The sequence below is a fragment of the Streptomyces sp. NPDC088732 genome, assembly GCF_044751205.1.
In the GTDB taxonomy this organism is placed as follows: Bacteria; Actinomycetota; Actinomycetes; order Streptomycetales; family Streptomycetaceae; genus Actinacidiphila.
The window spans coordinates 1-26,246 of sequence record NZ_JBIVLI010000003.1 but is presented as its reverse complement, the minus strand read 5'-3'; the positions used below and the strand labels follow the sequence as shown (position 1 = coordinate 26,246).

Genomic DNA, 26,246 nt, shown 5'->3' with positions numbered 1-26,246 from the left:
ATTGACCGCGCTGGCACCGGCATTGACGTTCGATACCGAGACCGGTACCGAGCGGCTTCATTGAAGCCCACGCCTCAGCCGCAAGCGAGATCCCCTGACGATTCCCTGACGGGACGGGATCCCTTTCTTGACTCCGAACCGTTTCCGGCCCGTACGGGGGCCCTTCACCGCTCCGCCGACCGGACGCTTCTTGACGTCAACGGGTCCCGGGCTGTGCCGGGCTGGCCCACAGGGGCCGCTCGCCGGGGGCGAGGCCGTCCGGCGTCGGCGCCCGGGTCCGTCCGGCCGTCGCAGCGGGGGATGCCGGGGTGGCGGCCGGATCCGCGCGAGCGGAGCCTTGATCGTTCGGACGTTCGACGGTTGATGTATCGTGCACAGCCGTTGATCTTGCACAAACTTTGCTTTCCAAAGGGAACTTTTTTATGCGAATGAGCCGTCTTCTGACATCCGCTGCTGTGGCCGGAACGCTCACGTTCGGACTCGCGGCGTGCGGTGACGCCGCGCAGGACACGTCCTCGGCCGAGCCGGCGCAGAGCTCGGGCGCCAAGCCGGCGCAGAAGGAGGTCGCGCCGGCCGCACGGCTGCAGAACGCCGCGAAGGCGGTTCAGCAGCAGGCGTCCGCGAAGGTCTCCGTCGATTCCGTCGACCCGGCCGACGGCACTACCAAGGCCGAAGGCACGCTGAGCTGGAAGGCGGGTTCCGAGGGTGCCGAGTTGAGCATGGCACCCGGCTCCGACGCCGACCTCCAGGCCATGGCCGGCCCGGACGGCAAGGTGCACATGACCATGGCGAGCGGCCACGTGTACCTGCCGGTCGTGGGGGAGATGGCGGAAGCCGCAGGCGGCAAGAAGTGGCTGCAACTCGACGGATCCGCCGGGCAGGACAACCCGGCGAACGACCTGCCGCACGGCCCGGCCGCGGCGCTCGCCGCGCTGTCCACTGCCGCGGACCTCGCCAAGGCCGGTGAGGAGCAGGTGGCCGGCGCCGAGACCGCCCACTACACGGGCACCGTGGACATCAAGAAGCTCGCCGCGGACACCGCCGTCCTGAAGCTCATCTCCAAGGACGAACGCGACGCCTACGTCAAGGAACTGCACTCGACCGGCCTGAACGACACCGTCAAGATCGAGGCGTGGATCGGCGGCGACGACCTCGCCGTCAAGACGCTCGAAACCGGTACGACCGCCAAGGGCCCGTCCAAGGTGGCGATCACGTACTCGGGCTACGGCCGGACCGCCGCCATCGAGGCGCCCCCGGCCAAGGACGTCACCACGTTCGCCGAGATGCTGCAGAGCGCCGCCAAGGGCTGATCCTCACCCAGCGGTGGGTGCGCGGCGGGCGCACCCGCCGCCGGCATGCCGGCTCCGCGCGGCGGCGCGGCCCGTCGTGACGATCACTCGGGTGGCTACTGAACAGGCAGGGCGCGCCCCGCGAAGTGATTCTTGCTGAGGGCCCGCTGCCGTGCGGGGCGGTTCCCCACCCTCCCGGGGCAGGGCCGCCGGAGCGCGTCTTCTGCGCGGGTCCTCTTCCGTGGAGGTGATGTGGTGAAGCGCATATCCAGGTTCGCGGCGTCGGGTCGCCGCGGCTGGTCCTTGGCCGGGAGCGCGATCCTCGCGTCCGGCGTGGTGGCGGGTATGGCGTATGCGGGAAGCGGAAAGGGCACACCGGCGACTCTCGCCGTCGAGCAGAGCGCGGAGCGCAGCTCCGCGAGTCCGTGCCTCATGATCTCCAGCCCGCTCGGTCGCTGTCCGGACCGGCCCGACCGCCCGGGTCCATCCGGACCCCCCGGACCTGCCGGGCCCGCCGGGCCGTCCGGCCCTCCCGGGTCTGCCGGCGCCGCGGGTCCGAGTGGTCCCGCCGGCCCTTCGGGTGCTCCGGGTGCGTCCGGTGCTGCGGGACCCGTGGGTCCTGCCGGTGCCGTGGGCCCGAGCGGTCCCCCCGGTCCTTCCGGCGCGCCGGGTCCGTCCGGTGCTGCGGGCCCGAGCGGCCCTCCCGGTCCGTCCGGTGCTGCGGGACCCTCCGGCCTTGCCGGTGCGAGGGGCCCGAGCGGCCCTGCCGGTCCGTCCGGTGCGGTGGGGCCGACCGGGCCTGCCGGTGCCACTGGACCGCGTGGGCTTACCGGACCGTCGGGACCCCCGGGTCTGTCCGGGATCCATGTCGTTTCCACGGAGTTCCCCGCGGATGGCAATCCACATACGTTCGGCTGCCCCGCGGGCGAAGCAGCCACCGGTGGTGGCACCACCGTCTTCGCTGCGACCCCGCAGGAAAGCCGGCCGTTCGGGGCACCGACCCCGACGGCCTGGACGGTGGGCGCCATTCCGGCGGGCCCCGCGCCGAACAGGTTGGTGGCCTATGTCATCTGTGCGCAGGTCGCGCCCTGACAAGTCTCCCCGTCCGGCCGGTGACCGACCGTGTCCGTCCGAGGCCTCCCTGCGTGGATGTGACCCGCATCACTCTTCTGGGACAATGAGAGGAGCACGATTGCACCCGGAGCTGTGGAGTGATCGCGTGACGATCACGGGGAGCGACTGGTGGACGCCTCGGACGAACTTCTGCGGAGGGCGGAAGCCTCGGCGCTGCTGTGCCCGGACGGTGTCGTTCGCTTCCTGAACGACCCGATGGCCAAAGCGCTCGGCAAGCCGGTGGACCGGATCGTGGGCCGTCGCATGTGGGATCTGGTCCCGGCGAGCCAGCGAAGCGCGGTCCACCGGCTCGTCGAGCACGCGAAGGACCAGCGGCTGGCGATGCGGGTGCTCGAGCTGCCCAAGCCCGGCAATGTGTCCGTGGTGACCCTCGTCGAGGCGCGGCTGACGGCCGCGGCCGGGGGCGAGCCCCTGGTGTGGCTGCACTCGCTCAACGTCCACCACGATCTGGGCAGTCTGCTCATCCCCTACGGGATGTCGGCGAAGGCCGCCGGCCTGGGGCTGTGCGCGTACCTGCCCGAGGTGGGGCAGATCGAGTGGATGGGAGGGGCGGACGCCGTCGGCGCGCTGATCCCGGACGGTTCGGTGTCGCTGCCGTGGGTGGTGCGCCATGTGCACCCCGGCGACTGGGGTGCCCTGCGGCGGCTCCTGGACTCGAACACCCACCCCTGGACGCCGCTGCGGTTCCGGAGCGCGTCCGGTGACTGGCACGACCTCGCCTGCCAGACGCGCAGGATCCAATTGGGGTTCGACGGACCGGAGCAGGTCTTCGGCACGATCCGCGACGACACCCGCCAGGAAGCCCTCCGCCAGGAGATGCTGGCCGCCGTGGGCGCGGAACGGCGCCGCGCGGACGGCATCCGCGAGTTCGCCTCGGCGCTCGTCACCGCGGCCACCGAGCAGGATCTGCAGCGGGTCGTGCTGACCCGGCTCGCCGCGACCTTCAACGGCGCCGGCGCCGCGCTCGCGCTCGTCGACGACCGGCACATCAAGCTCTGTACGGACGCGGGGCTGCCGGCCTGGCGGTCCGCGGCTCCCTCGCAGTACGTGTCGCTGGACGACCGGCTCCCCCTGGCCCGGGCGCTGCGTACGGGCACGCCGGTGTTCATCCCCGACCAGGACGAGTACCTCCGCCTCTCCTCTCCCGGCGACCCGGCTCTGCACTGGCCCGGGCCCGACTGCGCCGTGTCGATCACGCCCCTCGGGCCCGGCGGTGAGCGGCCGCTCGGGGCGTGGCTGGTGGCGTACGGGAAGGAGCACCACCCGACTCCCGACGAGCGTGCCTTCATGGTCACGCTGGCCGAGCTCGCGGGCCAGGCGCTGGAACGGATCCGGTCGCAGAAGGCCCGTGTCGATCTGGCCTCGGCGGTCCAGCGCACCATGCTGCCGAAACTGCCCGAGCGCCTGCCCGGCCTGGAGGTGGCTGCCCGCTACCGGCCCTGCAGTGCGGGCCTCGACGTCGGGGGCGACTGGTACGACGTCTTCGCCGTGGCGGACGGCACCGTGACCCTGGAGATCGGCGACGCCCAGGGGCACGACGCGGACGCGGCCGCCTGCATGGGACGGATATGCGGCTCCATGCGCGCGATCGCCTCCCACGAGTCCGCCCCCGGCACCGTGCTGGCGCGCACCAACGAACTGCTTGTGGAGATGGGCGCGTCACGGTTCGCCAGCTGCACGATTCTGCACATCGATCCCCGCGACGGGCAGGTGACGGGCGCCAGCGCAGGCCACGTACCCCTGCTGCGGGCGCACGACGACGGAAGCTTTGACATCCACCCGCTGCCCGTGGGGCCGGTGCTGGGCATCATGCCGGACGCCGACTACCCGCAGGAGATCTTCATCCTGGACGAGGACACCGCGCTCGTCCTGGTCACCGACGGCGTGGTCGAAGCGCCGGACCTCACACTCGACGACGGTCTGAAGCGCACCGGGACCCTTGCCGCACAGGCCCTCCGCGAGGGACTCAGCTGTGACGAGACCGCCGGCCGCATCCTCGACGACGCGATCGCGATGCACCGCCTCGACGACCTCGCCGTGCTGGTCGTCCGACGGGCGTGACGGTGCATCGCCGACCCGCACGCCGCCGTCAGCCCACCGGTGACGACGTGTCCTCCGGACCCAGCTCCTCCACCACCCGAGCGCTCATCTCCGGGCAGTACACGCCGACTCCGAGGACGAGCAGCTTCTTCGCGTCCTCCAGCTTCGTGCCCCACTGCGGCCCATTGGGATACAGCACTCTCGGATTGAGGATGTCATCGGTGCTGCGGCCGGCGGCCAGCGCATCGCACCATTTCTGCGGGAACGGAGCCAGCTCGTCGTCAGGGGGCCCCTTCTCCGCCCAGCTCTCGAAGTGCGCCGAATGCGCCGCGTCGAGGAATCTCTCCCTCTTGCCGACGTGCCGGCCGCCGCCGCTGTCCGTACAGCCGACGGCGGCTCCGGCCACGAGGACGGCGGCCAGGGCAGTGACCGTGGAGCGGCGCATGATGTCCCCCTGCGGATCGCTGACGTCATGGGCAATCATGCTCCGCGGCAAGGGAGTTGGGCAGGCCCCTGGCTGAACCGTGCGGCGGGGCGGGCTTCCGGCCTCCGCCCGGGTGGGTGACGTGGCGACAGGCGGTGATCGCGCACGCTGGCTAGGGTCGTCCGTGTGGGACTCTGGCTGCTCAACAACCTGGACACGACAAGCCTCGCGATCCTCATCGTCGGCGGCGTTGTCGTCGTGTCGCTCGCTGCCTGCCTGGTGACGCGCCGTGTGTTTCCCGCGCTGATCAGCGGCGTGACCAATGATGTGTCCCGCACGGTACTCGAACTGTTCGGCGCCATTTACGGGATCGTGCTCGCCTTCGTCATCGTGACCTTGTGGACCGATCTCGAGCAGGTGCAAGCCGTGGTGACGTCGGAGGCCACGGATCTCGCGGTCATTTCCCGCAACGCGCATGCGTTTCCGGACGACGTGCAGGAGAAACTGGACCGGGCGATCGGGGGCTACGTCCACGCCGTCGTGGACGATGCCTGGCCGCTGATGCGCGAGGGGAAGAACAGCCTCAAGGCGACCTCGGGGAAGCTCGAGGGATTGTACGCAGTCCTTCAGGAATACGAGCCGAAAAGCGCTTCCGAGCAGGCCTTCTACAGCGAGTCGGTCGAGCGGCTGAACGATGTGACCGCGCAGCGAAGAACCCGCATTCTGGCCGCGACCCAGGAATTGCCCATTCTCCTGCAGGTGCTCACCTACGGTGGAGCGCTGATCGTGATGCTCGTCAGCCTGCTCTACGGGGTGGAGAACCTCAAGGTCCAGCTGCTTTTCGTGGGCGCGATCGCCCTGCTGGTGGGTCTGAGCCTCACGCTCGTCCTCGTCCTCGAACATCCCTTCGCCGGCGAGGTGAGTGCGGGTCCGCATCCGTTCATGGAAGGTCAGCTGAGCAAGTACTGGAACAGGTGACGTGGTGGTGGGGCCCTGCCCTGGTCCGATGCCCGATGTTCCGTTTGTCGCCCGTGTCGGGGGTAGGCGAAGGTTGGCGCGACAAAGAAGGGGAAATCGGTCCGGCGGCCTCATAGGGCTGCGGGTGGAAGCGGCCGCAAGGAGCAGCACATGATCCATTCAGCCGATATACGCGAGTGGCGCGACCGCGACGTCGTCGACCCCAAGGGTCACAAGATCGGCGCGCTGGAGGCCGTCTACGTGGACACGGCCACCGACGAACCGGCCATGGCGACGGTCCGTACCGGCCTGCCCACACGGCAGCGTCTGGTCTTCGTCCCCCTGGACGAGGTGACGGTGGGACCCGGCTACGTCAGGGTCGCACTTTCCAAGGGGCTGGTGAAGAAGGCCCCGTCGATCGGGACGGACGAGATCCTGCCGGCGGAGCAGGAGATCGAGATCTTCCGGTATTACGAGATGGCCTACCAGCCCGGCGCCGGCGGCGAACGAAAGCTCGCCCGCCGCTGATCAGCATTCGCCGCGCCCAGGAGGTGCACGGACATGGCGCTTTTCCTGTTCCTCATCATCGTGGCAGTCGTCCTGGGCCTGATCGGCGCGGTCACCCACGGACTGTTCTACCTCTTGATCATCGGCATCGTGGTGCTGGTGCTCGATTTCGTCTACATCGTCGCGCGGGGCCGTCGCGGGCGCCAGAGCCCCCTCCGTTGAGGGAGGGCGCGCATCGCGCGGTGCGTACCGGCACGCGGTCGGACAGCGGCGTCCTGCCGCCGGTGGGTGCCGGGCGGTAGGACGCCGCCGTGAAGGGTGGGGCGGAGTGCTCAGGCAGCGCCGGAATCCGAGGGGACCGGGAACCGCTCCCAGACACGGTGGGCGCCCAGCAGCGTGGTGATCTCGCGCAGCACCGCTTCGCCGTCGGAGCCGGTGACGACCCCGGCCGAGCCGACGGCGATCCCGGCGGCCTGCAGGGCGGGGTCCGAAGCGCCCCAGCCGCCGATCGGCTTGGCGTGCCGATAGGCCTCCTGCAGCATCAGCACTACGCGTGGGTCGACAGGGGCGCTGACAGGAGACGGGCCGCCTGCCTTCGCGTCACGGCTGCCTTGGGCATCGGCTGCCGGGCCGGGGGCTTCGGCCAGCAGCAGGGCGTCGAACTCCACGGAACGCGCCGTGGCGAAGCTGCGCTGCACCGTGACGGGATCGGCGCCCTGTCGCGTGAGGGTGCCGCAGGTGGGCCCGATGATCAGCGGGACCATACCGTTGGCCAGCACGGAGCGGCGGACGGCTTCCACAGCGCTCAGGTCGGCCGCACCGTCGGCGATGATGCCGATGACCCGGCCTGGGGTCGGCCAGGTGCGGCCGACCTGCGAAAGCGCGGGGCTGGGCTGGACGTCGGCGAGTGGTTCCGCGGCCTCCGGGGCGGGCAGGCCCAGTCCCTGTGCGACCTGCCGGCACAGGTAGGGATCGATGTGGGCCAGCATCTTCAGGGCGCGTTCCCTGACGGCCTGCTCGTAGCACTTGCCGAGCTCGAAGGTGAAGCCGGCGATGGTGTGCTCGCGCTCGACGGCGCTCAGGCTGTGCCAGAACAGCCGGGGCTGGCTGAAGTGGTCGTCGAACGATGCCGGAGCCTCGCGCACCTTGGCGCTCGCCGCGATCGGCGTGGGGTGCTCGATGTAGCCGCGGTCCTCGGCTCCGGCGAAGAACGGGCAACCGCCGTCGAGGGAGTTGGGCTTGTAGGGAGCAGCACCGACGTGCACCGCGTCCTGATGGAAGCCGTCGCGCAACATGTCGTTGACCGGGGCGTGCGGCCGGTTGATCGGGATCTGCGCGAAGTTCGGCCCGCCGAGCCGGGTGATCTGGGTGTCGAGGTAGGAGAAGAGACGTCCGGCCATCAGCGGGTCGTCGGTGATGTCGATACCGGGCACCAGGTGACCGACGTGGAAGGCGACCTGTTCGGTCTCGGCGAAGAAGTTGGTGGGGTTGGCGTTCAAGGTGAGCAGCCCGACGGGCTGCACCGGTGCCAGCTCCTCGGGGACGATCTTCGTCGGATCCAGCAGGTCGATCCCCTGGAAGGTCTGCTCCGGGGTGTCGGGGAAGGTCTGGATCCCCATCTCCCACTGCGGGAAGGCGCCCGCCTCGATGGCGTCGGCGAGGTCGCGGCGGTGGAAGTCGGGGTCCATGCCGCCGATCATCTGCGCCTCCTCCCACACCAGGGAGTGCACGCCGGCCTTCGGCTTCCAGTGGAATTTCACCAGCGTCGTGGCGCCGTCGGCGTTCACCAGGCGGAAGGTGTGGATGCCGAAGCCTTCCATGGTGCGGAACGACCGCGGGATGCCGCGGTCGGACATGGCCCAGATGGTGTGGTGGGCGGCCTCGGTGTGCAGGGACACGAAGTCCCAGAACGTGTCGTGGGCGCTCTGGGCCTGCGGGATCTCCCGGTCCGGATGCGGTTTGCCGGCGTGGATGACGTCGGGGAACTTGATCGCGTCCTGGATGAAGAACACGGGGATGTTGTTGCCGACCAGGTCGAAAACACCCTCCGACGTGTAGAACTTGGTGGCGAATCCGCGGGTGTCGCGCACGGTGTCGGCCGAGCCGCGCGAGCCCAGGACCGTGGAGAACCGCACGAACACCGGCGTGTCGACGTCCTTGGCGAGGAAGGCCGCCTTGCACACCTCGGTCGCTGTGCCGTAGCCGCGGAAGACGCCGTGCGCGGCGGCGCCCCGGGCGTGCACCACCCGCTCCGGGATGCGCTCGTGGTCGAAGTGCATGACCTTCTCGCGCAGGTGGTGGTCCTGGAGCAGCACCGGGCCGCGCGGTCCGGCCTTGAGCGAGTGGTCGCTGTCCGGCAGACGGGCGCCCTGCGCGTTCGTGAGGAACGGCCCGTCCTGGGCCCTTACCGTCTTGGAGGGCCCGTCCGGGCGGCCCGTCGCGCTGAGCGGTGTCGGAACGGCCTGGTCGGGCTTGGCCGGCAGCGGATCGTGCGGGGTGACCGGTTCTTCCACTGTGGGGGGCATGCTCGCCGGAACCCCCGGGATCTCCGCACGCCCCGCGGGGGTGAGCTCGGCGGCCACCTCCGTCACCTTGTCGACGATCTTCTTCACAGGGCCCGGCTCATTGGCCATGGCATGTCTCCAGCTTCGTCCTCGTGCAACTCCGTCGCCTCCGGGTAACCGGTGTCCCTTTCGCACAAACAGGGCCCCAGGTGATGTCCGCCGTTCGCGGCGGGATGTCACCCCGGGTGCCGGGCATGGGTGCGGCGGGGCGTCGGGCACACCTCGAGGGCGGTCCCGCTCAGCGGAGCTGAGGGGTGCCCCGCTGGCCTGACACGCCCGCCGAACGTACCGTCGAACGCATGGGCGACCTCCCTCCGGATCTGGACCGGCTGCGGGTCATCCGTGTGTACCTGCAACTGCAGCTCGACGCGGTCGATGCGAGGATCCGCGAGCTCGAAGGGCCGTCACCACCCGCCGCCCCTTCGGCTACGTCCCGCCGCGCCGGCCCGATCGCCGAGGGCTCGGCCGGCTGGCGCCTGCAGCATCTCCCGGACGGCGAGGGCGGCTCCGTCCGTGCAGTGCTCCACCGGGGAGACTGCCCGGACGCGGCCGGCGGCTGGCTCTCCCAGAACGAACTCGGCATCGCTTTGGCGATGCCCGACATCACGCCCTGCCCCCGCTGCCACCCCGAGCGCGCGTTTCCTGACGCGAGCGGTCCTCAGTGAAGAATCCGGCGGTCACGCGCGTTCGCCGAGTGGAGTGCTCCAGCAGCGGGCGGCCCGGCTGAAGCGCGGTATTTCCGCTGTACGACAATGCCGGGTGTGATCATCCGTGAACGGGACCGTACCGTCCGCCTCGAGCAGGAAGGGCCCGCGTCTCCGCGACCCGCCGTGCGGTCCCTGGCCAAGCTCATCACGGACGTCCTGGCACCCGCGTATCTCCTCACCGTGATGCTGCTCGCGGTGGGGTGGCACAGCGGGCACGGCTCTGGGCTCGCCTGGGCGGCGGGGGCGGCGGCGGGAGCCGTCGGGGTGCCGATGACCGTGGTCGTCCTCGGGGTGCGGGCCGGACGGTTCACGGACGTACATGTGCGGATCCGGCGTCAGCGCGCGGTCCCGTTGGCGACCGCGATCGCCTGCGCCGTACTCAGCGTGTTCCTTCTTGCTCTGCTGGGCGCACCGCGTGAAATCACCGCGCTCGTCGCGGCCATCCTGAGCGGACTCACGGTCGGCGGCCTGGTGACGATCTGGTGGAAGGTGTCCGGTCACACCGCGGCGGTCGGCGCGGCCGGTGCCATACTCACCGCCGTCTACGGCGCACCGATGGTGCCCCTCCTCCTCGCGGTGATACCGGTCGGTTGGTCCCGCGTGGTGCTGCGCGACCACACTGTCGCGCAGACCGTCGTCGGGTTCCTGATCGGCTCCTCCGTCGCGCTGGCGATCTTCTTGCCGTTGCGCTGACGTCCCTCCGGCCCCGGGTGGTCGTCGTCAGTCCGGCTCCGACGGGTTGACGGCGACGAGCTCGACCTCAAAACCGTCGGTGTTCTCCAGGTAGGCGGCGTAGGCCTGCTCGCCGCCGGCGTGCGGGTGGCGGTCGGGAAACATCAGGCTCCAGCCGTGCCGCGTTGCCTCGGAGGCCAGATTCTCCACGGTGTGGTGGTCTTCGACGTGGAACGCCAGATGGTTCAGTCCGGGCCGGCACCGGTCGTGCCGGACGGCGGTCAGGGCGCGGGACTCCTCGAATACCAGGTAAGTCGCTCCGAGCCGCCAACTGCGGCCCTCGTCCCAGCTCTGGAAAAGCGTGTACCCCAGGGCTTTCAGCAGCCAGCCCATGGAGGCGACGGCCCGCTCCAGGTCGGGCACCCAGATCTCTACGTGGTGCAGCATCCCGCCCGCCGGCCGGGTCATGCCGCCACCGCCGGGGCGGGCTCAACCGGCTTGAACACCATGGCCGGACCGGTGGCCCTGCTGCCCGCTCCCTCGGTGGCCTTCGCCCGCGGTCGGACGGTGGCGTACGTCGACCCCATGGGGTTCGGCATCGTGGATCTCCCGTGAGACATCGGCGGTCTTGTGAACCCAGCACCCTAGTGGTGCCCGTCCGGAGGGTGCTCCGGGAGCGGCATCAGCCTCCCTGGGTTGTACGTTCCTCCGGCCGGGGAAACCTGAAAGCCGCGTACTGCCGTGGGAGGCGGCGGACGTAGGCCGTGAGGTGCCGGTACGGGGAGAGCACACCGTCCGTGAGGTCCGTCAGGGCGACCCACAGGTCGACGTCCGCCGCGGTCAGCCGTTCGCCCAGGACGTAGGGGCCCGGTCCGCATGCCAGTCGGCGGTCCAGCAGGCCGAGCGCGGTGAGCAGTTGTTCCAGGGCCTGGGCACGGTCGGCAGGTGCGCCCGTGGCCGCCTCTTCCGCCGGGCGCACGATGTCCTGCTCCACCAGGTCCTGAAACGCACCGATCTCGGTCACAAGGTCCAGGGGACACAGGCGTGCCGCGTCCCCCAGGCGGCCCGCGAGGTCGCGGAGGATGTCCGGGGTGTGGTTGCTGACGACTCGTCCGGTCCACCGGTCGCACAGGGCGGGTACGGTGAGCGGCCCGTCGTAGCCGTGCCAGGTGGCCTCGTACGCCGCGCGCAATGCCGCGGGCGCGGCCGCGTCGGGCGACGCCGGCGGAACGACCGTCGTGACGACGGTGTCCCGGAGGCCCAGGAGGTCGAGGGTGACGGCGACCCGCCGCGATTGCGGGCACCGCGCCGAAAGGAACAGCTCGTAGCGGCACGGAGCCGGGTAGAAGCCGCCGGCGGCGTCGGCACCGATCCGGCTGCGGAAGCGGTCCGGACGGGGCGTGCGGGGCAGCGCGGTACAGGACGCGGGGAAACCGGGATCACGTGAGATCGTCGTCTCGGGCATGCGCTCTCCAGGGCGTGGCGGCCCCCGGTTGCCCTCGGGCAGCGGCGGGCGGGACGGCTGACGGCCGGTGCGTGCTCGCACCCGGCCCCTGAGTCGGTACTGCGTGAGGACTCGCCGAGGTCAGCCGGTCGTGCCGAACGCGCTGCAGACACGCAGGAAGTCGATGTGCAGCCGGCGGGTGAGCAGCGCGGACCGTGCTGTGGCCATGTCCGCCTCCCCGGCTCGGGGCCCGCGTGACGCGGGACCGCGCTTGTCCCGCCGCGCCGGCGGGACCAGGTCGTCACCCGGGGCACCCCACCGCGATGTGAGGGTTGCCGGTCAGCGGGCCGGGGCCGATGACCCGTGGGAGCCGCGACACGGCACCACGGGCGCTGACAATCGTGACCGTCGGCACCAGTGTTGGGCCGCCGGACGCGGCGCGTCAAGAAGGCGAGTGGCGTCTCACCGCGGCATCCGGCATGCGAGACAGCGTCGTTGACATTCTCTTCGGCCCGTGTCTAACTTACGCCGCAGAACGGTCCCGGACGTCGGCGGCAGGCTCAGGCCGGCCGCGCCAACGCCTCCCAGGCGGAAGGCTGTCCGGGCCGTCCCGACGACTTTTCGGCAGGCGCGAGGCCCCGAGCGGGGCGGAACGGTGGCGGTGACGCGATGTACGCGACCCCGGGGACGGCAGCGTGGCGGCGCCACGGCCTCGTCCCGGCGTACACGCAGCGGCCCGTCGGTCTGGCCCGCGTCAGCAGTGCCCTGTGTCGCCTGTGTTCCGCGCCCTGTCGCGCGCGCTGTCAAGGCTGACGATCACTCCCTGAACGCCGGCACCTCCCGCTGACGCGGTGGGTGTGCCCGCCTGTTCTGCCCCGTTCCGCTCGTCTCCCCGTGCACTCCGTACCGCCGAGGTGTCGTTCGCCCTGCGGTCGGCCGTCGCCTGCGCGACCGGGTGCACCCGTCCGCTGGAGTCCCCGATGAGTGAACCCCCCGGCACCGCTGTGTCCGACCGCTCGGCGCCACCGGCCCGGGCGCCCGCGAAAGAGCCCGGTGACGTGCGTGGTCCCGCACCGCGACCGCCGGCGGAACAGCGGGTGCTGCCCCTGCGCCGCCCCGGCCGGTGGATCGCCACGGCGGTCGTGCTCGTCCTGGCCGCCCAGATCGGGCACGGCCTGTTGAGCAACCCCTTCTTCCAATGGGACCGCTTCGGATACTGGTTCGTGCGCCCGGTGATCCTCGACGGACTGCTCATCACCCTGGAGGTGACGGCGTACAGCGCGGTGCTCGGTCTTCTCGGAGGCATCGTGCTGGCGCTGGCCAGGCTCTCCGGCAGTCCCGTACTGCGGGCCGTCAGCTGGACCTACACCTGGCTGTTCCGGTCGGTCCCGCTGATCGTCGTGCTGCTGTTCCTGTACAACTTCAGTGCTCTGTACCGTACGTTGAGCCTCGGCGTGCCCTTCGGCCCGGCCTTCCTCACTTTCGACGAGTCCAGGCTCGCCACCGACATGGTGGTCGCCGTCATCGGGCTGAGCCTCAACGAAGCGGCCTACGCCTCGGAAGTGGTGCGCGCCGGCATCCTCTCGGTGGACCAGGGCCAGCACGAGGCGGCCGCGGCGCTCGGCCTGCCCAAGCGCTACCAGTTCGCCAGGATCGTCCTTCCCCAGGCGCTGCGGTCCGTCGTCCCCAACTACGTCAACCAGCTGATCGGCCTGATCAAGGGGACCTCGCTGGTCTTCTACGTCTCGCTGCTCGACCTCTTCGGCTCGGTGCAGAGCATGGGCAGCACCTACCCGGGCGACATCGTGCCGCTGCTGCTGGTAGCCACCGTCTGGTACGTGATCCTCACCAGCGTCGTCTCCGTCGTCCAGTTCTACGTCGAGCGGTACTACTCGCGCGGCGCTCTGCGCATCGTTCCCGCGACTCCCGTGCAGAAACTCCGTGCCGCGCTCCGCCACCTGCCGGCCCGGATCCGGACGGGGGCCACTCCATGAGCACCGACATCCGGCCGGCCGCGGTCGAGGTCCACGACGTGCACAAGTGGTACGGCGCCCACCAGGTGCTGGACGGGGTCAGTCTGACGGTGCGTCCGGGAGAGGTCACCGTCGTCCTCGGGCCCTCCGGCTCCGGAAAGTCCACCCTGCTGCGTGTGATCAACCATCTGGAGAAGCCCGAGATCGGCCACGTCAGCCTGAACGGCGAGCTGATCGGCGTCCGCAGGCACGGCGAGCGGCTCAGGGAGCTGAGCGAGCGGGTCATCCTCACCCAGCGCAGCCGGATCGGCTTCGTCTTCCAGAACTTCAACCTCTTCCCGCATCTGACCGTGGTGGACAACGTGGCCGCCGCCCCCGTGGCGACCGGAAGGCTGCGCAGGCCGCAGGCCCGCGAACTGGCCCGCACCCTGCTCGGCCGGGTGGGGCTCGCCGACAAGGCCGACGCGTACCCCAGGCAGTTGTCGGGCGGGCAGCAGCAGCGGGTGGCCATCGCCCGGGCCCTGGCGCTCCGTCCCGGCGTCATCCTCTTCGACGAGCCCACGTCCGCGCTGGACCCCGAGCTGGTCGGCGAGGTGCTGTCCGTCATCAAGGACCTGGCCACCGGCGGCACCACCCTCCTGGTCGTGACGCACGAGATCGGCTTCGCCCGCGAGGTCGCGGACCGGATCGTCTTCCTCGACAACGGACGGATCGTCGAACAGGGCCCGCCCGAACAGGTGCTGAACCACCCCGAACACGAGCGGACCCGTGAGTTCCTGAGCAAGGTGCTCTGATCCGCCGCTTCTTCCCGCCCACTTGCGACCCACGACCAAGGACGGTCATGCGCACCCTTCCCCGCCCTCGCGGCAGACTCATCCGTACCGTCACGGCCGCCGGCGTTCTCGCCCTCCTCACCGGCGGACTCGCCGCGTGCGGGAACGACAGCGGTACGTCCGTCACCACCGGCTCAGGCTCCTCGTCCGCCGGCACGGTCACCGTCGGCAGCCTGTCCAACGGCGCCGCCCAGGAGACCACGCTGAAGGTGCCCGAGGTGGCATCCATCAGCGCCGGTCTGCCCAAGGAGATCGCGGCCAAGGGGGAGCTGGTCGTCGGCATCGGCGCGCTGCCGGCCGGATTCCCGCCGCTGGCGTACGTCGGCAGCGACCAGCGGACCCTCACCGGAGCGGAACCCGACCTCGGCCGGCTGGTGGCCGCGGTCCTCGGGCTCAAGCCCGTGGTGAAGAACTCCACCTGGGAGAACCTCTTCGTCGGCATCGACAGCGGCAAGGTCGACGTGGCGTTCTCCAACGTCACCGACACCGAGGAGCGCAAGCGCAAGTACGAGTTCGCCTCCTACCGGCAGGACAATCTGGCGTTCGAGGTCCTGAAGAGCAGCACCTGGGACTTCGCGGACGACTACCGGAACCTCGCGGGCAGGACGGTCGCCGTCGGCGCCGGCACCAATCAGGAGAAGATCCTCCTCGAGTGGCGCAAGAAGCTCCAGGGCGAGGGCAAGGACCTGACCGTCAAGTACTTCCCCGACAACAACAGCACCTATCTGGCGCTCAGCGGCAAGAAGATCGACGCCTACTTCGGCCCCAATCCCGGCATCGCCTACCACATCACCCAGGACGCCGGCACGCCGAACCCCACCCGCAACGCGGGCAAGTACTCCGGCGCCGGCGCGAGTCTGCAGGGCCTGATCGCCGCGACCGCTAAGAAGGACAGCGGCCTCGCGAAGCCCATCGCGGCCGCGATCAACCACCTGATCGAGAACGGCCAGTACGCGAAGTGGCTCGCCGCCTGGAACCTGTCCAACGAGGCCGTCGCCACCTCGGAGGTCGATCCGCCCGGCCTGCCGCTCGACAACTCCTGACGCCCCGTCCGCCGCACGACCGTACGGAGATCCGGCAGCCATGTCCCTCAGCATCCCCGCGGACCGCGCCCAGCGCCCGGCCGCGCCACCGCACGTCCTCGACAACCCCGCATGGGCGGCACTGACCGGTCCGCACGCCCGGTTCGCCGAACGCGTCGGCCTGGCCGCCCGCTACCCCGCGGACGTCTCCCCGTTCACCGCGCTGTCCGACCCGGCCGATCCGAGGGCCTGGGAGGATCTGGCCCTCCTGGCCGGCGCGGGCGCCGCTGTCGCGGTCAGCGGGGCGCGCACGATCCCCGACGGGTGGGAGCTCGTCGAGAGCGGCGAAGGGGTCCAGCTCGTCGACACCTCGCTGCGCGCCGAGCCGGCACCGGAGGCGGAACCCCTCGGCCCCGCCGACGTGCCCGAGATCCTGGACCTCGTCGGCCTGACCAAGCCGGGCCCCTTCCTTCCCCGGACCGTGGAGCTGGGGGCCTATCTCGGCATCCGGGAGCACGGACGGCTGGTCGCCATGGCCGGCGAACGGCTGCGGACCCCGGGATGGACGGAGATCAGCGCCGTATGCACGCATCCGTCGCGACGCGGCCGGGGCCTGGCGACCCGGCTGGTGCGGGCCGTCGCCGCGGGCATCAGGGACCGCGGGGACACCCCGTTCCTGCACGCGGCGGCCGTCAACTCCGGCGCGATCGGGCTCTACGAGTCCATCGGATTCACTCTGCGCCGCCGCACGACGTTCCTGATCGTCCGCACTCCGGGCGCTCCGGGGGAACAGAGTCGGGCATGAGCGCTGTTGTGCTGGAAGGAGCGCTGCAGGCGGTTCGACGCCTGCCCGGACCGTACTCGGCGGAGGTGACGATCGTGCCGACAGCGAACCGAGTGCCCGCGACGGTCTCCGTCCCACCCCGCCGGATCCACCGGGTCCATCTCTACTCCCGGGCGCACATCGATCTGCAGCGCGTCGCCGGCTCCCTCTGTAGTTCCTGACCCCCTTCTCCGCCGTCGGCCCTCCGGACGAGGGCCGGTGAGACATGTGGTCGATCAGGAAGGCTCCCTCCGTGTCCTCGGACTTCTCCTCGCCGTACCCCGCGTCATCCCTCCCGGACAACCCACTCCACCTGGCCGTGGCCCTCGACGGTGCCGGCTGGCACCCGGCCGCCTGGCGTGAGCCCGCGTCCCGCCCCCGGGAACTGCTCACCGCCCGCTACTGGCACGACGTCGTCACCGAGTCCGAACGCGGACTGCTGGACTTCGTGACGATCGAGGACTCCCTCGGCCCGCAGTCCTCCCACCCCACCGAGCCGGACACACGCACCGACCAGGTACGCGGCCGCCTCGACGCCGTCCTCGTCGCCGCCCGCGTCGCCCCCCTGACCCGGCACATCGGCCTCGTCCCGACCGTGGTCGCCACCCACACCGAGCCCTTCCACCTCTCCAAGGCCATCGCCACGCTGGACTACGTGAGCTCCGGCCGCGCCGGCCTGCGCGTCCAGGTCTCGGCACGGCCCGACGAGGCCGCGCACTTCGGCCGACGCACGATCCCGGCCCTCGCCACCGGCGACCTCGGCACCCCGACCGTCGACGCACTGCTCACCGACCTCTTCGACGAGGCCGCCGACTACGTCGAAGTGCTCCGCCGGCTCTGGGACAGCTGGGAGGACGACGCGGAGATCCGCGACGTCGCCACCGGCCGCTTCATCGACGCGAGCAAGCTGCACTACATCGACTTCGAGGGCCCGCACTTCAGCGTCAAGGGACCCTCCATCACCCCCCGGCCGCCCCAGGGCCAGCCCGTCGTCAGCGCTCTCGCCCATCGCACCGTGCCGTTCCGCCTCGTGGCGCGCTCCGCGGACATCGGCTACGTGACCCCGCACGACGGCGACCAGGCCAGCGCGGTCGTCGCCGAGATCCGTGCCGAACAGGAGGCGGCCGGCCGGGGGCGGGAGCCCTTGCACATCTTCGGCGACCTCGTGGTCTTCCTCGACGACGACCCCGCCGCGGCCCGGGCCCGCAGGGAACGCCTGGACGGCCTCGCCGGGTCCCCGTACACCAGCGACGCGAAGATCTTCACGGGCACCCCCGGCGCGCTCGCGGACCTCCTGCTGGAGTGGCAGGCCGCCGGACTCACCGGTTACCGGCTGCGCCCCGCCGTGATCGGCCACGACCTGCCGGCGATCACCCGGGGCCTCGTCCCCGAACTCCAACGCCGCGGCGCCTTCCGCGCCCGGTACGAGGCCGACACCCTGCGCGGCCTGCTGGGTATGGGCCGCCCCGCCAACCGCTACGCCGCCGCGACCGCCTGACCGGGAGGACCTGTACGCCATGAGCAAGCCGCTGAAGCAGATCCATCTGGCCGCGCACTTCCCCGGTGTCAACAACACCACGGTGTGGAGCGACCCGGAGGCCGGCAGCCACATCGAGTTCAGCTCGTTCGCACACTTCGCGCGGACCGCGGAGCGGGCCAAGTTCGACTTCCTGTTCCTCGCCGAGGGGCTGCGCCTGCGGGAACAGGGTGGGCGGATCCACGACCTGGACGTGGTCGGCCGCCCCGACACCTTCACCGTCCTGGCCGCGCTCGCCGCCGTCACCGAACGCCTCGGTCTGACCGGCACCATCAACTCCACCTTCAACGAGCCCTACGAGGTGGCGCGCCAGTTCGCCAGCCTCGACCACCTGTCGGACGGGCGTGCCGCCTGGAACGTCGTCACCTCCTGGGACGCCTTCACCGGCGAGAACTTCCGCCGCGGCGGCTTCCTCCCGCAGACGGAGCGCTACTCGCGCGCGAGGGAGTTCCTCGCCACCGCCGGCGAACTCTTCGACTCCTGGCGCGGCGACGAGGTCGTCGCCGACCAGGCGGCGGGCGTCTTCCTGAGTGACGCCGGGGCGGGGGCCTTCGTCCACAAGGGGCAGCACTTCGACATCCAGGGCCGGTTCAACGTCCCGCGCAGTCCCCAAGGGCGGCCCGTGATCTTCCAGGCCGGCGACTCCGAACAGGGCCGCGAGTTCGCCGCGTCCGGCGCGGACGCGATCTTCAGCCGGTACAGCACGCTGAACGAGGGCCGGGCCTTCTACCGGGACGTCAAGGGCCGCCTCCCCAAGTACGGCCGCACCCCCGAGCAGTTGCTGATCCTGCCCGCCGCGACCTTCGTGCTCGGCGACACCGACGCCGAGGCCGCGGAGATCGCCCACGAGGTGCGACGCCGCCAGGTCAGCGGGGCAACCGCGATCAAGCACCTGGAATTCGTCTGGAACCGCGACCTGTCCGGCTACGACCCCGACGGCCCGCTGCCGGACATCGACCCCGACCCCGGCGAGCACACCGTCTCCCAGGGGCGCGCGCAGGTCCGCATGTACCGCGATCCGCTGGCCACCGCGCGCGAGTGGCGGGCGCTGGCCGCCGCCAACAAGTGGTCGATCCGCGACCTCGTCATCGAGACGGGGAACCGGCAGTCCTTCGTGGGCTCCCCGGCCACGGTCGCCTCGACCATCGACGACTTCGTGCAGAGCGACGCCTCCGACGGCTTCATCCTCGTCCCGCACATCACCCCGGGAGGCCTGGACGCCTTCGCCGACACGGTCGTCCCCCTCTTGCAGGAGCGGGGCGTGTTCCGGTCCGACTACGAGGGCACCACGCTGCGCGACCACCTCGGCCTGGCCCACCCCGACGTCCCGCCGGCCGAGCGGGCGGCCTCATGAGATTCCTGGCCATCACCCTGATCGCGCACACCCCGGACCCGGTGACCGGGGTGCTGAAGCCGACCGGCGCACGCTTCCGCGAGGTCCTGGACAACGCGCTGCTCGCCGAGGAACTGGGCTTCGACGGCTTCGGCGTGGGGGAGCGGCACGAGCGGCCGTTCCTCTCCTCCTCGCCACCGGTCGTGCTCAGCCACATCGCCGCGCTCACCTCGCGGATCCGGCTCTTCACCGCCGTGACCACACTCAGCCTGCTGGACCCCGTACGGGCCTACGAGGACTACGCGACGCTGGACCACCTGTCCGGCGGGCGCCTGGAGCTGATCATCGGCAAGGGCAACGGCAGCGCGCAGCGCGAACTGTTCCACGTCACCCCCGAGGACCAGTGGGACCGCAACGCCGAGAGCTACGAGGTGTTCCGCAGGCTGTGGCGGCAGGACAAGGTCACCGCCGACACCCGCTTCCGCCCGGCGCTGAAGGACGCCGAGGTCCGGCCGAGGCCGCTGCAACGGGCGATCCGGGTCTGGCACGGCAGCGCCACCAGCAAGGAGTCGGTGGACCTCGCCGCCCGCTACGGCGACCCCCTGTTCTCCGCGAACGTCTCCCACCCCATCGAGCCGTACGCGGAGCTGATCCGCCACTACCGCGAACGCCGGCGGCACTACGGCCACGACCCCGCGGGCATCGCCGTCGGCGCGGGAACGGCCGGCCTGTACGTCGCCCGCACGACCCAGGAGGCGCTCGCGCACTACCGGCCCGTGTTCGAGGGGCAGTTGGCGTTCCAGCGGCAGCTCGGGCTCCAGCCGGTCTTCGCGACCCTGGAGGACTTCGTGGCGCGCAGTTCGGCGCTGGTCGGCAGCCCGCAGCAGGTCGTCGACAAGGTGCACCGCTACCACGAGGAGTTCGGCCACACGGTCCTGCACGTCCACGCCGACGCGGGCGGACTGACCGGTGACCGGCACCGCGCCTCCTTGGAGCGTTTCCAGTCCGAGGTCGCCCCGGTGCTGCGGCGCGACATCCCCGACCCGCCCTTTGCCTGGGCACCCGCCCTGAGCGCGCCCGAACCCACCCGCCCGTCGCCCGCCCGTTCTTGAGGAGAAAGCACCGTGTCGCGCACACCGCTCGGAGTCCTCGACCTCGTTCCCATATCCTCCGGTTCGACCGCCACCGAGGCGCTGCGCAACAGCATCGACCTCGCCCGGAAGGCCGAGGAGTTCGGTTACGCCCGCTACTGGTTCGCCGAGCACCACCTCAACCCCGGTGTCGCGGGCACCTCCCCGGCCGTGGTCCTGGCCCTCACGGCGGCCGCGACGTCCACGATCCGGCTCGGCTCGGGGGCGGTCCAACTCGGCCACCGCACGGCCCTGTCCACCGTGGAGGAGTTCGGGCTCGTCGACGCCCTGCACCCCGGGCGGCTCGACCTGGGACTGGGCCGCTCCGGAGGCCGCCCGCCCACCGGCCCGGACAGCCCGCTGCCGACCACGACGCCCGTCGTCGACGGACGCACGCCAGGCGGCCTCAGGATCCCGCCGAAGTTCTCCTTCGGGCACCTCCTCGGCTCACCCCGTATCGCACTCCAGCAGCGACTGCTCCAGCAGCCCGGCGCGCGGTCCCAGGACTACGGGGAGCAGGTCGACGACATCCTGGCGCTGCTGCGCGGCACCTACCGCTCCCCGGACGGCATCGAGGCGCACGCCGTTCCCGGTGAGGGCGCCGACCTCCAGGTGTGGATCCTCGGCAGCAGCGGCGGCCAGAGCGCCGAGGTCGCCGGCGGCAACGGACTCCGCTTCGCGGCGAACTACCACGTCAGTCCCGGCACCGTTCTGGAGGCCGTCGACGGGTACCGGGCCGCGTTCCAGCCGTCGGAGGTGCTCGACAAGCCGTACATCAGCGTCTCGGCCGACGTCGTCGTCGCCGAGGACGACGCGACCGCCCGCGAACTCGCCACCGGTTACGGCCCCTGGGTCCGCAGCATCCGCACCGCCGAGGGCGCCATCGAGTTCCCCACCCCCGCACAGGCACGCGCCCAGGCATGGACCGAGCAGGACCAGGCTCTGGTGGCCGACCGCCTCGAGACGCAGTTCGTCGGGTCCCCGCGGCGCGTCGCCGACCAGCTCGAACAGCTGGAAGAGGCCACCGGGGCCGATGAGCTGATCGTCACCACCATCACCCACGGCCACGACGACCGCGTGCGCTCCTACCGGCTGCTGGCCGAGGAGTGGCACCGCCGCTGAAGCACGGCACCGCTCCCTGACGTCGACCGACCCGACCCGTTGGAAAGGAAAGGCACCGGCATGGCGACCGTCCTGTCTGTTTCCGGAAGTCCCTCCGCTACGTCCCGCACCGCGCGTCTGCTGCGCCACCTGGACCACCGGCTCACGGCCCAGGGACACACGACCGTCCCACTGGACGTCCGCACCCTCCCGCCCGAGGCACTGCTGCACGCCGACTTCGGGCATCCGGCGATCGTCGCCGCCACGCGCCTGTTCGAACAGGCGGACGGCGTCGTCATCGGCACCCCCGTCTACAAGGCCGCCTACTCAGGACTGCTCAAGTCGCTGCTCGACCTGCTCCCGCAGTACGCACTCGCGGGCAAGACCGTCCTTCCCCTGGCCACCGGCGGCACCACCGCCCACGTCCTGGCCATCGACTACGCGCTCCGGCCCGTGCTGAGCTCCATGAACCCCGCGCACATCACGCCGGGCTGGTTCACGCTCGACAAGGACATCACGGTCGGCGACGACGGCACGCTGACCGTCGCGCCGGCCGCGGCCGAGGCGCTGGCCCAGGTAACGGACCAGTTCTCGTTCGCGCTCGGTGGACGTCCCAGCCGGCTGGCGGCCACCGCGTGAGCGCCGTGACGGTGATAGCCGACGCCGCCGAAGCCCTCGCCGTCGCGACCGAACTGGCCGCCGACTTCCGCAAAGGCGCCGCCGAGCGGGACACGCTGCGCCGGCTTCCGTACGCGGAGCTGGAGCGGCTGTCCGCCTCCGGCATCCTCGCGGTGACGGTGCCGGCCGAGTTCGGCGGCGCCGACGTCGGCACGGAGACACTCGCCCGGATCTTCCGGCTGCTGGCCGCCGCCGACGCCAGCCTCGCCCAGATCCCGCAGAGCCACTTCGTGTACGTCAATGTGCTGCGCCGGCAGGGCACGCCCGAGCAGAAGGAGTTCTTCTTCGGCGAGGTCCTGAGGGGGAAGCGGTTCGGCAACGCGCAGTCCGAGGCGGGCACCAAGCACGTGCAGGACATCCGTACCCGGCTGGCGCGCCTGCCGGACGGGGCGTACGTGCTCGACGGCGTCAAGCACTACTCCACGGGTGCCCTGTTCGCGGACTGGATTCCCGTCCTTGCCCGCGGCGACGACGAAAAGCTGCACGTGGCGTACGTGCCGCGGGACGCGCCGGGTGTGACGGTGGTGGACGACTGGAACGGTATGGGGCAGCGCACGACCGCCAGCGGCACGGTCCGGCTGGAGTCGGTGCGCGTCAACGCGGACCGGGTCGTGCCGCACCACCTCACCTTCGAGGGGCCGCAACTGCACGGCGCGGTCGCCCAGTTGCTGCACGCCGCCATTGACGCCGGGATCGCCTTCGGGGCACTGGCGGAGGCGGTGGAGTTCGTCCGCACCAAGAGCCGCCCGTGGTTCGAGAGCGTCGAGGAGGGACACGGGACCGCTGCCCAGGACCCGCTGCTGATCCAGCGGTTCGGCGAACTGGCGATCCGGGTCCGCTCAGCCGACGCGCTGCTCGACGCCGCGGCCAGGGCCGTGGACGCCGCCCGCGCCGACCTGACCGACGACTCGGCCGCCGAGGCGTCGATCGCGGTGGCCGCGGCCAAGGTGGTGGCGGGCGAAGCCGCGGTCGAGGTCGCGAGCGCCCTCTTCGAGGTCTCCGGCACCCGGTCCGCGCTCGACTCCCTGGGCCTGCACCGCCTCTGGCGGGACGCCCGCACCCACACCCTGCACGACCCGCCCCGCTGGAAGGTCCAGCACATCGGCCGCCATGTGCTGAACGGCACCAGGCCGCCCCGGCACGGCCTGCTGTGACGGACGACCCCGAACGGAGAACTGACGTGTCCCTCGACTTCCACTGGTTCCTGCCGACCAACGGAGACAGCCGCCACGTCGTCGGCGGCGGCCACGGCACCCCCGCCACCCGGTCCGGCCGCGACCGGCCGCCCACCGTCGCGTATCTGAGCCAGATCGCCCGCGCCGCCGAGGACCTCGGATTCACCGGCGCGCTCACCCCCACCGGCGCATGGTGCGAGGACGCGTGGCTGACCACGGCCATGGTCAGCCAGCACACGGAACGCCTGAAGTTCCTGGTGGCCTTCCGGCCCGGTTTCGTCTCGCCCACGCTGGCCGCGCAGATGGCGTCCACCTTCCAGCGCCAGACCGGCGGACGGCTGCTGCTCAACGTCGTCACGGGAGGCGAGAGCCACGAGCAGCGGGCCTACGGCGACTTCCTCGACAAGGACGCGCGCTACCGGCGGACCGGTGAGTTCCTCGACATCGTGCGGAGGCTGTGGGAGGGGAAGTCCGTCGACCTGCGCGGTGAGCACCTGCGCGTCGAGAACGCGACGCTCGCCCAGGTGCCCGATCCGGTTCCCGACGTGTACTTCGGCGGATCGTCCCCGGCGGCCGGCGAGGTCGCCGCCCGGTACGCCGACGTCTACCTCACCTGGGGCGAGCCGCCGGCGCAGGTCGCCGAGAAGGTCGCCTGGATCCGTCGACTGGCGGCGGAACAGGGACGCACCCTGCGCTTCGGCATCCGGCTGCACGTCATCACGCGCGACACCTCCGCGCAGGCCTGGGCCGAGGCCGACCGCCTCCTGGACGGCTTCGACCCGCGGACCGTCACCGCCGTCCAGGCCGGCCTGGCGCGCAGCGAGTCCGAGGGCCAGCGCCGCATGCTCGCCCTGCACCATGGCGGAAGCCGCGAACGCCTGGAGATCCACCCCAACCTGTGGGCGGGCATCGGCCTGGTGCGCGGCGGCGCGGGCACCGCGCTGGTCGGGAGCCATGACGAGGTCGCCGAACGCATCAAGGAGTACGCCGCGGTCGGCATCGAGGAGTTCGTCCTCTCCGGCTATCCGCACCTGGAGGAGGCGTACTGGTTCGGCGAGGGCGTCCTGCCCCGGCTGGAAGCACAAGGGCTGTGGCGGCACCGGTTCGGCGGGGAGGCGGGGCCGTCGGCGCGGATCCCCTTCGCGGACGTCGGGAGCCCGCGTTGAGCCGTTCGTGACACGAGCTTGCGGCCCCGGGTGGACTAGCCGCCGTGCGGCTGCGGCCCGTCGCCCTCTTGCTCCTCGTAGGAGTAGCGCTGCTCCCGCCAGGGATCCCCGATGTTGTGAAAACCGCGCTCTTCCCAGAACCCACGCCGGTCAGCCGTCATGTACTCGATTCCGCGGAGCCATTTGGGGCCCTTGTAGCCGAAGAGGTGGGGAACCACCAAGCGCAGCGGGAACCCGTGCTCGGCAGTGAGGGGTTCGCCGTTGCGGTGCGTGGCCATGAGGGTCCGCGCCGACGTGAAGTCGCCGAGTCGCAGGTTGGCGGAGTAGCCGTACTCCGCCCACGCCATGATGTGCGTGACGTCCGGTGCCGGCGGGACCAGGTCCAGGACGGCAGCGGCGGGGATTCCGTACCACTCGTGTCCGATGGAGCTGGGGCCGCTCGCGCAGTGGAGGTCGGCGACGACCGTGGTGCGGGGTAGATCGACGAGCTGGTCGAAATTCCAGTCGTGGTGGTCCCCGGTGGCGGTGGCGCCGAAGACACGCAGATTCCAGCGGTCGGGGCGGAAACGCGGGACGGGGCCGTAGTGCGAGACGGGCCAACCCCGGACAAGCCGCTGACCCGGAGGGATACGGCCGGACGCTTCGGACCCGGAGAACTGCTCGGCGGTCAAGGGCTGCGGCCTCTCTCCGTCTCCTGCTCGCGGCCTGCTTTCCGGCTCAGCCTATGCGCTCACCTTGCATGACGCCCGGGCAGGGTTCGCCCCCGCGGGCGGTGACATTGCTGCGGGAACCGGCCTTCATCAGTGCGCTTCAGAGATCCAGCAGCTCTTCGTGGAATCCCCCGAAGCCCCCGTCGCGGTCGATGAGATGAATCTCCAGGATCCAGTGCAGGGGTTGTCCCGCCTCGTCCGTCCGGCGCAGTGGCTTCTCGTTCGCGGGCACGATGTGGGAGTCGACGTCCTCCCAGTCGTTGTACTCGGGCGGGAACTCACCCACCAGGTGGCCGACGTGCCAGCCCCCCAGCTGCCAGCCGGCCTCGGCGGCCAGCCGCTGAACCTCGGCGTAGAGCTGCCGGCCGGTGATGCCCGGGTCCGCTTCGAAGGCCCGCCGTCCGGATGCGAAGACGGTCGACAGGTCGTCGCGCAAGCGGTGCTTGCGCGGGTCGTCACCCAGGACGAAGGTCCTCCCGAAGTCGGCCTCGAACTCCTCGAAGATGGGCCCGAAGTCGGCGAAGACGATGTCGTCCGCGCCGATGACCCGGTCCGGTGGGTTCTCGCGGTAGGGCAGGAGGGTGTTCGGCCCGGACCGCACGATGCGTTTGTGCCAGTAGTGCGTGGTTCCGAACATCTCGTTCGCCAGGTCCCGGATCCGGTCGCTGACCGCGCGTTCGCCCTGGCCGGCGGTCACCAGGCGGCGTGCCTCGACCTCCGCGAACAGCAGCGCCGCCTTGGCTTGCGCATCCAGGAGCCGTGCCGCGCGCGTGGATTCGTCCATCACGTGACTCACCGTAGGAGCCATGGCCCGATTTCGGCAACCTGGGAGGCCGGCCGTGCTCATGGCGGAGCGCGGGCAGTGCTTCCGAGGTGTCAGCAGATGTCGTGGGCACAGCGTTTGTCCGACGGCAAGGCACCTGACGTCCTAGTACTGCAACGGTCTTTGCCGTGACGGGTGGGCAGCGGGCTCGTTGAGGTGGGCATGGGGTGGGATGTGGTGCTGTCTGATGCGAGCCGGTGGTCA

General features: G+C 71.0%; 25 protein-coding genes and 1 riboswitch. Of the genes, 19 read left to right on the top strand and 6 right to left on the bottom strand.

All coding sequences use genetic code 11. The annotated features are described in order from the left end of the window. Window positions 1-428 precede the first annotated feature (428 nt). A complete protein-coding gene (locus ACIP9H_RS05615) occupies window positions 429-1,310 on the top strand; it encodes a hypothetical protein (protein WP_401581355.1) in 882 nt (293 codons plus the stop codon). 1,221 nt (window positions 1,311-2,531) lie between these two features. After that, window positions 2,532-4,484, top strand: a complete 1,953-nt coding sequence (locus tag ACIP9H_RS05610; protein ID WP_401581352.1) for a SpoIIE family protein phosphatase — start codon at window positions 2,532-2,534, stop codon at window positions 4,482-4,484. Between the two features lie 28 nt (window positions 4,485-4,512). Here ACIP9H_RS05610 and ACIP9H_RS05605 read toward each other — a convergent pair whose 3' ends face one another. After that, the gene (locus ACIP9H_RS05605; protein WP_401581349.1) at window positions 4,513-4,947 is read right to left on the bottom strand and encodes a DUF732 domain-containing protein; all 435 of its coding nucleotides are present in this window, start codon (window positions 4,945-4,947) and stop codon (window positions 4,513-4,515) included. A gap of 126 nt (window positions 4,948-5,073) precedes the next feature. On the opposite strand from ACIP9H_RS05605, the gene ACIP9H_RS05600 reads away from it, so the two are divergent. The 3 genes from ACIP9H_RS05600 (at window position 5,074) to ACIP9H_RS05590 (ending at window position 6,573) form a co-directional block, all read left to right on the top strand. Then, a complete protein-coding gene (locus tag ACIP9H_RS05600; RefSeq protein ID WP_401581346.1) occupies window positions 5,074-5,865 on the top strand; it encodes a DUF4239 domain-containing protein in 792 nt (263 codons plus the stop codon). Window positions 5,866-6,015: 150 nt separating this feature from the next. Further along, on the top strand, window positions 6,016-6,372 hold the full coding sequence (locus ACIP9H_RS05595; protein ID WP_360913084.1) for a PRC-barrel domain-containing protein: 357 nt from the start codon (window positions 6,016-6,018) through the stop codon (window positions 6,370-6,372). A gap of 33 nt (window positions 6,373-6,405) precedes the next feature. After that, window positions 6,406-6,573 carry a hypothetical protein gene (locus ACIP9H_RS05590; protein WP_401581343.1) on the top strand — a complete coding sequence of 56 codons (168 nt, stop codon included), beginning with the start codon at window positions 6,406-6,408 and terminating at the stop codon, window positions 6,571-6,573. Window positions 6,574-6,683: 110 nt separating this feature from the next. Here ACIP9H_RS05590 and ACIP9H_RS05585 read toward each other — a convergent pair whose 3' ends face one another. Continuing rightward, window positions 6,684-8,984 carry a catalase gene (locus tag ACIP9H_RS05585; RefSeq protein ID WP_401957680.1) on the bottom strand — a complete coding sequence of 767 codons (2,301 nt, stop codon included), beginning with the start codon at window positions 8,982-8,984 and terminating at the stop codon, window positions 6,684-6,686. A 230-nt stretch (window positions 8,985-9,214) separates the two neighbouring features. Between ACIP9H_RS05585 and ACIP9H_RS05580 the strand changes: the two genes are divergently transcribed. After that, window positions 9,215-9,580, top strand: coding sequence for a DUF6233 domain-containing protein (locus tag ACIP9H_RS05580; protein ID WP_401581338.1), 366 nt, complete (start codon window positions 9,215-9,217; stop codon window positions 9,578-9,580). Between the two features lie 96 nt (window positions 9,581-9,676). Continuing rightward, complete coding sequence (locus tag ACIP9H_RS05575) at window positions 9,677-10,315, top strand: phosphatase PAP2 family protein (RefSeq protein ID WP_401957678.1); 639 nt, start codon at window positions 9,677-9,679, stop codon at window positions 10,313-10,315. Window positions 10,316-10,342: 27 nt separating this feature from the next. Here the strand turns inward: ACIP9H_RS05575 and ACIP9H_RS05570 are convergent, their stop codons facing one another. Together ACIP9H_RS05570 and ACIP9H_RS05565 are read right to left on the bottom strand one after the other, a co-directional pair. Then, window positions 10,343-10,762 carry a VOC family protein gene (locus ACIP9H_RS05570; protein ID WP_401957674.1) on the bottom strand — a complete coding sequence of 140 codons (420 nt, stop codon included), beginning with the start codon at window positions 10,760-10,762 and terminating at the stop codon, window positions 10,343-10,345. Between the two features lie 214 nt (window positions 10,763-10,976). Beyond that, window positions 10,977-11,759 carry a glutathione S-transferase C-terminal domain-containing protein gene (locus tag ACIP9H_RS05565; RefSeq protein WP_401957672.1) on the bottom strand — a complete coding sequence of 261 codons (783 nt, stop codon included), beginning with the start codon at window positions 11,757-11,759 and terminating at the stop codon, window positions 10,977-10,979. A 241-nt stretch (window positions 11,760-12,000) separates the two neighbouring features. Further along, window positions 12,001-12,109: riboswitch (SAM riboswitch) on the bottom strand. Between the two features lie 609 nt (window positions 12,110-12,718). Between ACIP9H_RS05565 and ACIP9H_RS05560 the strand changes: the two genes are divergently transcribed. Genes ACIP9H_RS05560 through ACIP9H_RS05505 form a run of 12 tightly spaced genes read left to right on the top strand, consistent with a single transcriptional unit; the run spans window position 12,719 to window position 24,509 of the window. Then, entirely contained in the window at window positions 12,719-13,732 is a 1,014-nt protein-coding gene (locus ACIP9H_RS05560; RefSeq protein WP_401957669.1) for an amino acid ABC transporter permease, read from the top strand. Then, the gene (locus ACIP9H_RS05555; protein WP_360913098.1) at window positions 13,729-14,505 is read left to right on the top strand and encodes an amino acid ABC transporter ATP-binding protein; all 777 of its coding nucleotides are present in this window, start codon (window positions 13,729-13,731) and stop codon (window positions 14,503-14,505) included. Before ACIP9H_RS05560 ends, ACIP9H_RS05555 begins: the two co-directional genes overlap by 4 nt. Window positions 14,506-14,552: 47 nt before the next feature. Then, the gene (locus tag ACIP9H_RS05550; RefSeq protein WP_401581326.1) at window positions 14,553-15,587 is read left to right on the top strand and encodes a transporter substrate-binding domain-containing protein; all 1,035 of its coding nucleotides are present in this window, start codon (window positions 14,553-14,555) and stop codon (window positions 15,585-15,587) included. A gap of 40 nt (window positions 15,588-15,627) precedes the next feature. Then, window positions 15,628-16,371 (top strand): GNAT family N-acetyltransferase, encoded by a 744-nt coding sequence (locus ACIP9H_RS05545; protein WP_401581324.1) that lies wholly within the window; start codon window positions 15,628-15,630, stop codon window positions 16,369-16,371. Beyond that, complete coding sequence (locus ACIP9H_RS05540) at window positions 16,368-16,571, top strand: putative leader peptide (protein ID WP_401581322.1); 204 nt, start codon at window positions 16,368-16,370, stop codon at window positions 16,569-16,571. The genes ACIP9H_RS05545 and ACIP9H_RS05540 overlap by 4 nt, the downstream gene beginning before the upstream one ends. A 44-nt stretch (window positions 16,572-16,615) precedes the next feature. Then, window positions 16,616-17,887: an LLM class flavin-dependent oxidoreductase gene (locus ACIP9H_RS05535; protein ID WP_401957665.1), complete on the top strand. Its 1,272-nt coding sequence runs from the start codon at window positions 16,616-16,618 to the stop codon at window positions 17,885-17,887. A 19-nt stretch (window positions 17,888-17,906) separates the two neighbouring features. Continuing rightward, window positions 17,907-19,280: an NtaA/DmoA family FMN-dependent monooxygenase gene (locus ACIP9H_RS05530; protein ID WP_401581317.1), complete on the top strand. Its 1,374-nt coding sequence runs from the start codon at window positions 17,907-17,909 to the stop codon at window positions 19,278-19,280. Then, window positions 19,277-20,371 carry an LLM class flavin-dependent oxidoreductase gene (locus ACIP9H_RS05525; RefSeq protein WP_401957662.1) on the top strand — a complete coding sequence of 365 codons (1,095 nt, stop codon included), beginning with the start codon at window positions 19,277-19,279 and terminating at the stop codon, window positions 20,369-20,371. Before ACIP9H_RS05530 ends, ACIP9H_RS05525 begins: the two co-directional genes overlap by 4 nt. A gap of 12 nt (window positions 20,372-20,383) precedes the next feature. Continuing rightward, window positions 20,384-21,511, top strand: coding sequence for an LLM class flavin-dependent oxidoreductase (locus ACIP9H_RS05520; protein WP_401957659.1), 1,128 nt, complete (start codon window positions 20,384-20,386; stop codon window positions 21,509-21,511). Between the two features lie 60 nt (window positions 21,512-21,571). Next, window positions 21,572-22,129 carry an NADPH-dependent FMN reductase gene (gene ssuE, locus ACIP9H_RS05515; protein ID WP_401581310.1) on the top strand — a complete coding sequence of 186 codons (558 nt, stop codon included), beginning with the start codon at window positions 21,572-21,574 and terminating at the stop codon, window positions 22,127-22,129. Beyond that, window positions 22,126-23,322 (top strand): SfnB family sulfur acquisition oxidoreductase, encoded by a 1,197-nt coding sequence (locus tag ACIP9H_RS05510; RefSeq protein WP_401957656.1) that lies wholly within the window; start codon window positions 22,126-22,128, stop codon window positions 23,320-23,322. Before ssuE ends, ACIP9H_RS05510 begins: the two co-directional genes overlap by 4 nt. 26 nt (window positions 23,323-23,348) lie before the next feature. After that, entirely contained in the window at window positions 23,349-24,509 is a 1,161-nt protein-coding gene (locus ACIP9H_RS05505; protein WP_401957654.1) for an LLM class flavin-dependent oxidoreductase, read from the top strand. Between the two features lie 35 nt (window positions 24,510-24,544). On the opposite strand, the gene ACIP9H_RS05500 is transcribed toward ACIP9H_RS05505, so the two are convergent. Next, on the bottom strand, window positions 24,545-25,180 hold the full coding sequence (locus tag ACIP9H_RS05500) for a molybdopterin-dependent oxidoreductase (protein ID WP_401957651.1): 636 nt from the start codon (window positions 25,178-25,180) through the stop codon (window positions 24,545-24,547). Window positions 25,181-25,319: 139 nt separating this feature from the next. Continuing rightward, window positions 25,320-26,003, bottom strand: coding sequence for a M24 family metallopeptidase (locus ACIP9H_RS05495; protein ID WP_401581300.1), 684 nt, complete (start codon window positions 26,001-26,003; stop codon window positions 25,320-25,322). Between the last annotated feature and the right edge of the window lie 243 nt (window positions 26,004-26,246).

Bases quoted from the DNA above. Each gene is read 5' to 3' on its own strand.
- ACIP9H_RS05615 (WP_401581355.1), top strand. From the start codon at position 429: ATGAGCCGTCTTCTGACATCCGCTGCTGTGGCCGGAACGCTCACGTTC.
- ACIP9H_RS05605 (WP_401581349.1), bottom strand. From the start codon at position 4,947: ATGATTGCCCATGACGTCAGCGATCCGCAGGGGGACATCATGCGCCGC.
- ACIP9H_RS05595 (WP_360913084.1), top strand. From the start codon at position 6,016: ATGATCCATTCAGCCGATATACGCGAGTGGCGCGACCGCGACGTCGTC.
- ACIP9H_RS05590 (WP_401581343.1), top strand. From the start codon at position 6,406: ATGGCGCTTTTCCTGTTCCTCATCATCGTGGCAGTCGTCCTGGGCCTG.
- ACIP9H_RS05585 (WP_401957680.1), bottom strand. From the start codon at position 8,984: ATGGCCAATGAGCCGGGCCCTGTGAAGAAGATCGTCGACAAGGTGACG.
- ACIP9H_RS05580 (WP_401581338.1), top strand. From the start codon at position 9,215: ATGGGCGACCTCCCTCCGGATCTGGACCGGCTGCGGGTCATCCGTGTG.
- ACIP9H_RS05570 (WP_401957674.1), bottom strand. From the start codon at position 10,762: ATGACCCGGCCGGCGGGCGGGATGCTGCACCACGTAGAGATCTGGGTG.
- ACIP9H_RS05565 (WP_401957672.1), bottom strand. From the start codon at position 11,759: ATGCCCGAGACGACGATCTCACGTGATCCCGGTTTCCCCGCGTCCTGT.
- ACIP9H_RS05560 (WP_401957669.1), top strand. From the start codon at position 12,719: ATGAGTGAACCCCCCGGCACCGCTGTGTCCGACCGCTCGGCGCCACCG.
- ACIP9H_RS05555 (WP_360913098.1), top strand. From the start codon at position 13,729: ATGAGCACCGACATCCGGCCGGCCGCGGTCGAGGTCCACGACGTGCAC.
- ACIP9H_RS05550 (WP_401581326.1), top strand. From the start codon at position 14,553: ATGCGCACCCTTCCCCGCCCTCGCGGCAGACTCATCCGTACCGTCACG.
- ACIP9H_RS05545 (WP_401581324.1), top strand. From the start codon at position 15,628: ATGTCCCTCAGCATCCCCGCGGACCGCGCCCAGCGCCCGGCCGCGCCA.
- ACIP9H_RS05540 (WP_401581322.1), top strand. From the start codon at position 16,368: ATGAGCGCTGTTGTGCTGGAAGGAGCGCTGCAGGCGGTTCGACGCCTG.
- ACIP9H_RS05535 (WP_401957665.1), top strand. From the start codon at position 16,616: ATGTGGTCGATCAGGAAGGCTCCCTCCGTGTCCTCGGACTTCTCCTCG.
- ACIP9H_RS05530 (WP_401581317.1), top strand. From the start codon at position 17,907: ATGAGCAAGCCGCTGAAGCAGATCCATCTGGCCGCGCACTTCCCCGGT.
- ACIP9H_RS05525 (WP_401957662.1), top strand. From the start codon at position 19,277: ATGAGATTCCTGGCCATCACCCTGATCGCGCACACCCCGGACCCGGTG.
- ssuE (WP_401581310.1), top strand. From the start codon at position 21,572: ATGGCGACCGTCCTGTCTGTTTCCGGAAGTCCCTCCGCTACGTCCCGC.
- ACIP9H_RS05495 (WP_401581300.1), bottom strand. From the start codon at position 26,003: ATGGACGAATCCACGCGCGCGGCACGGCTCCTGGATGCGCAAGCCAAG.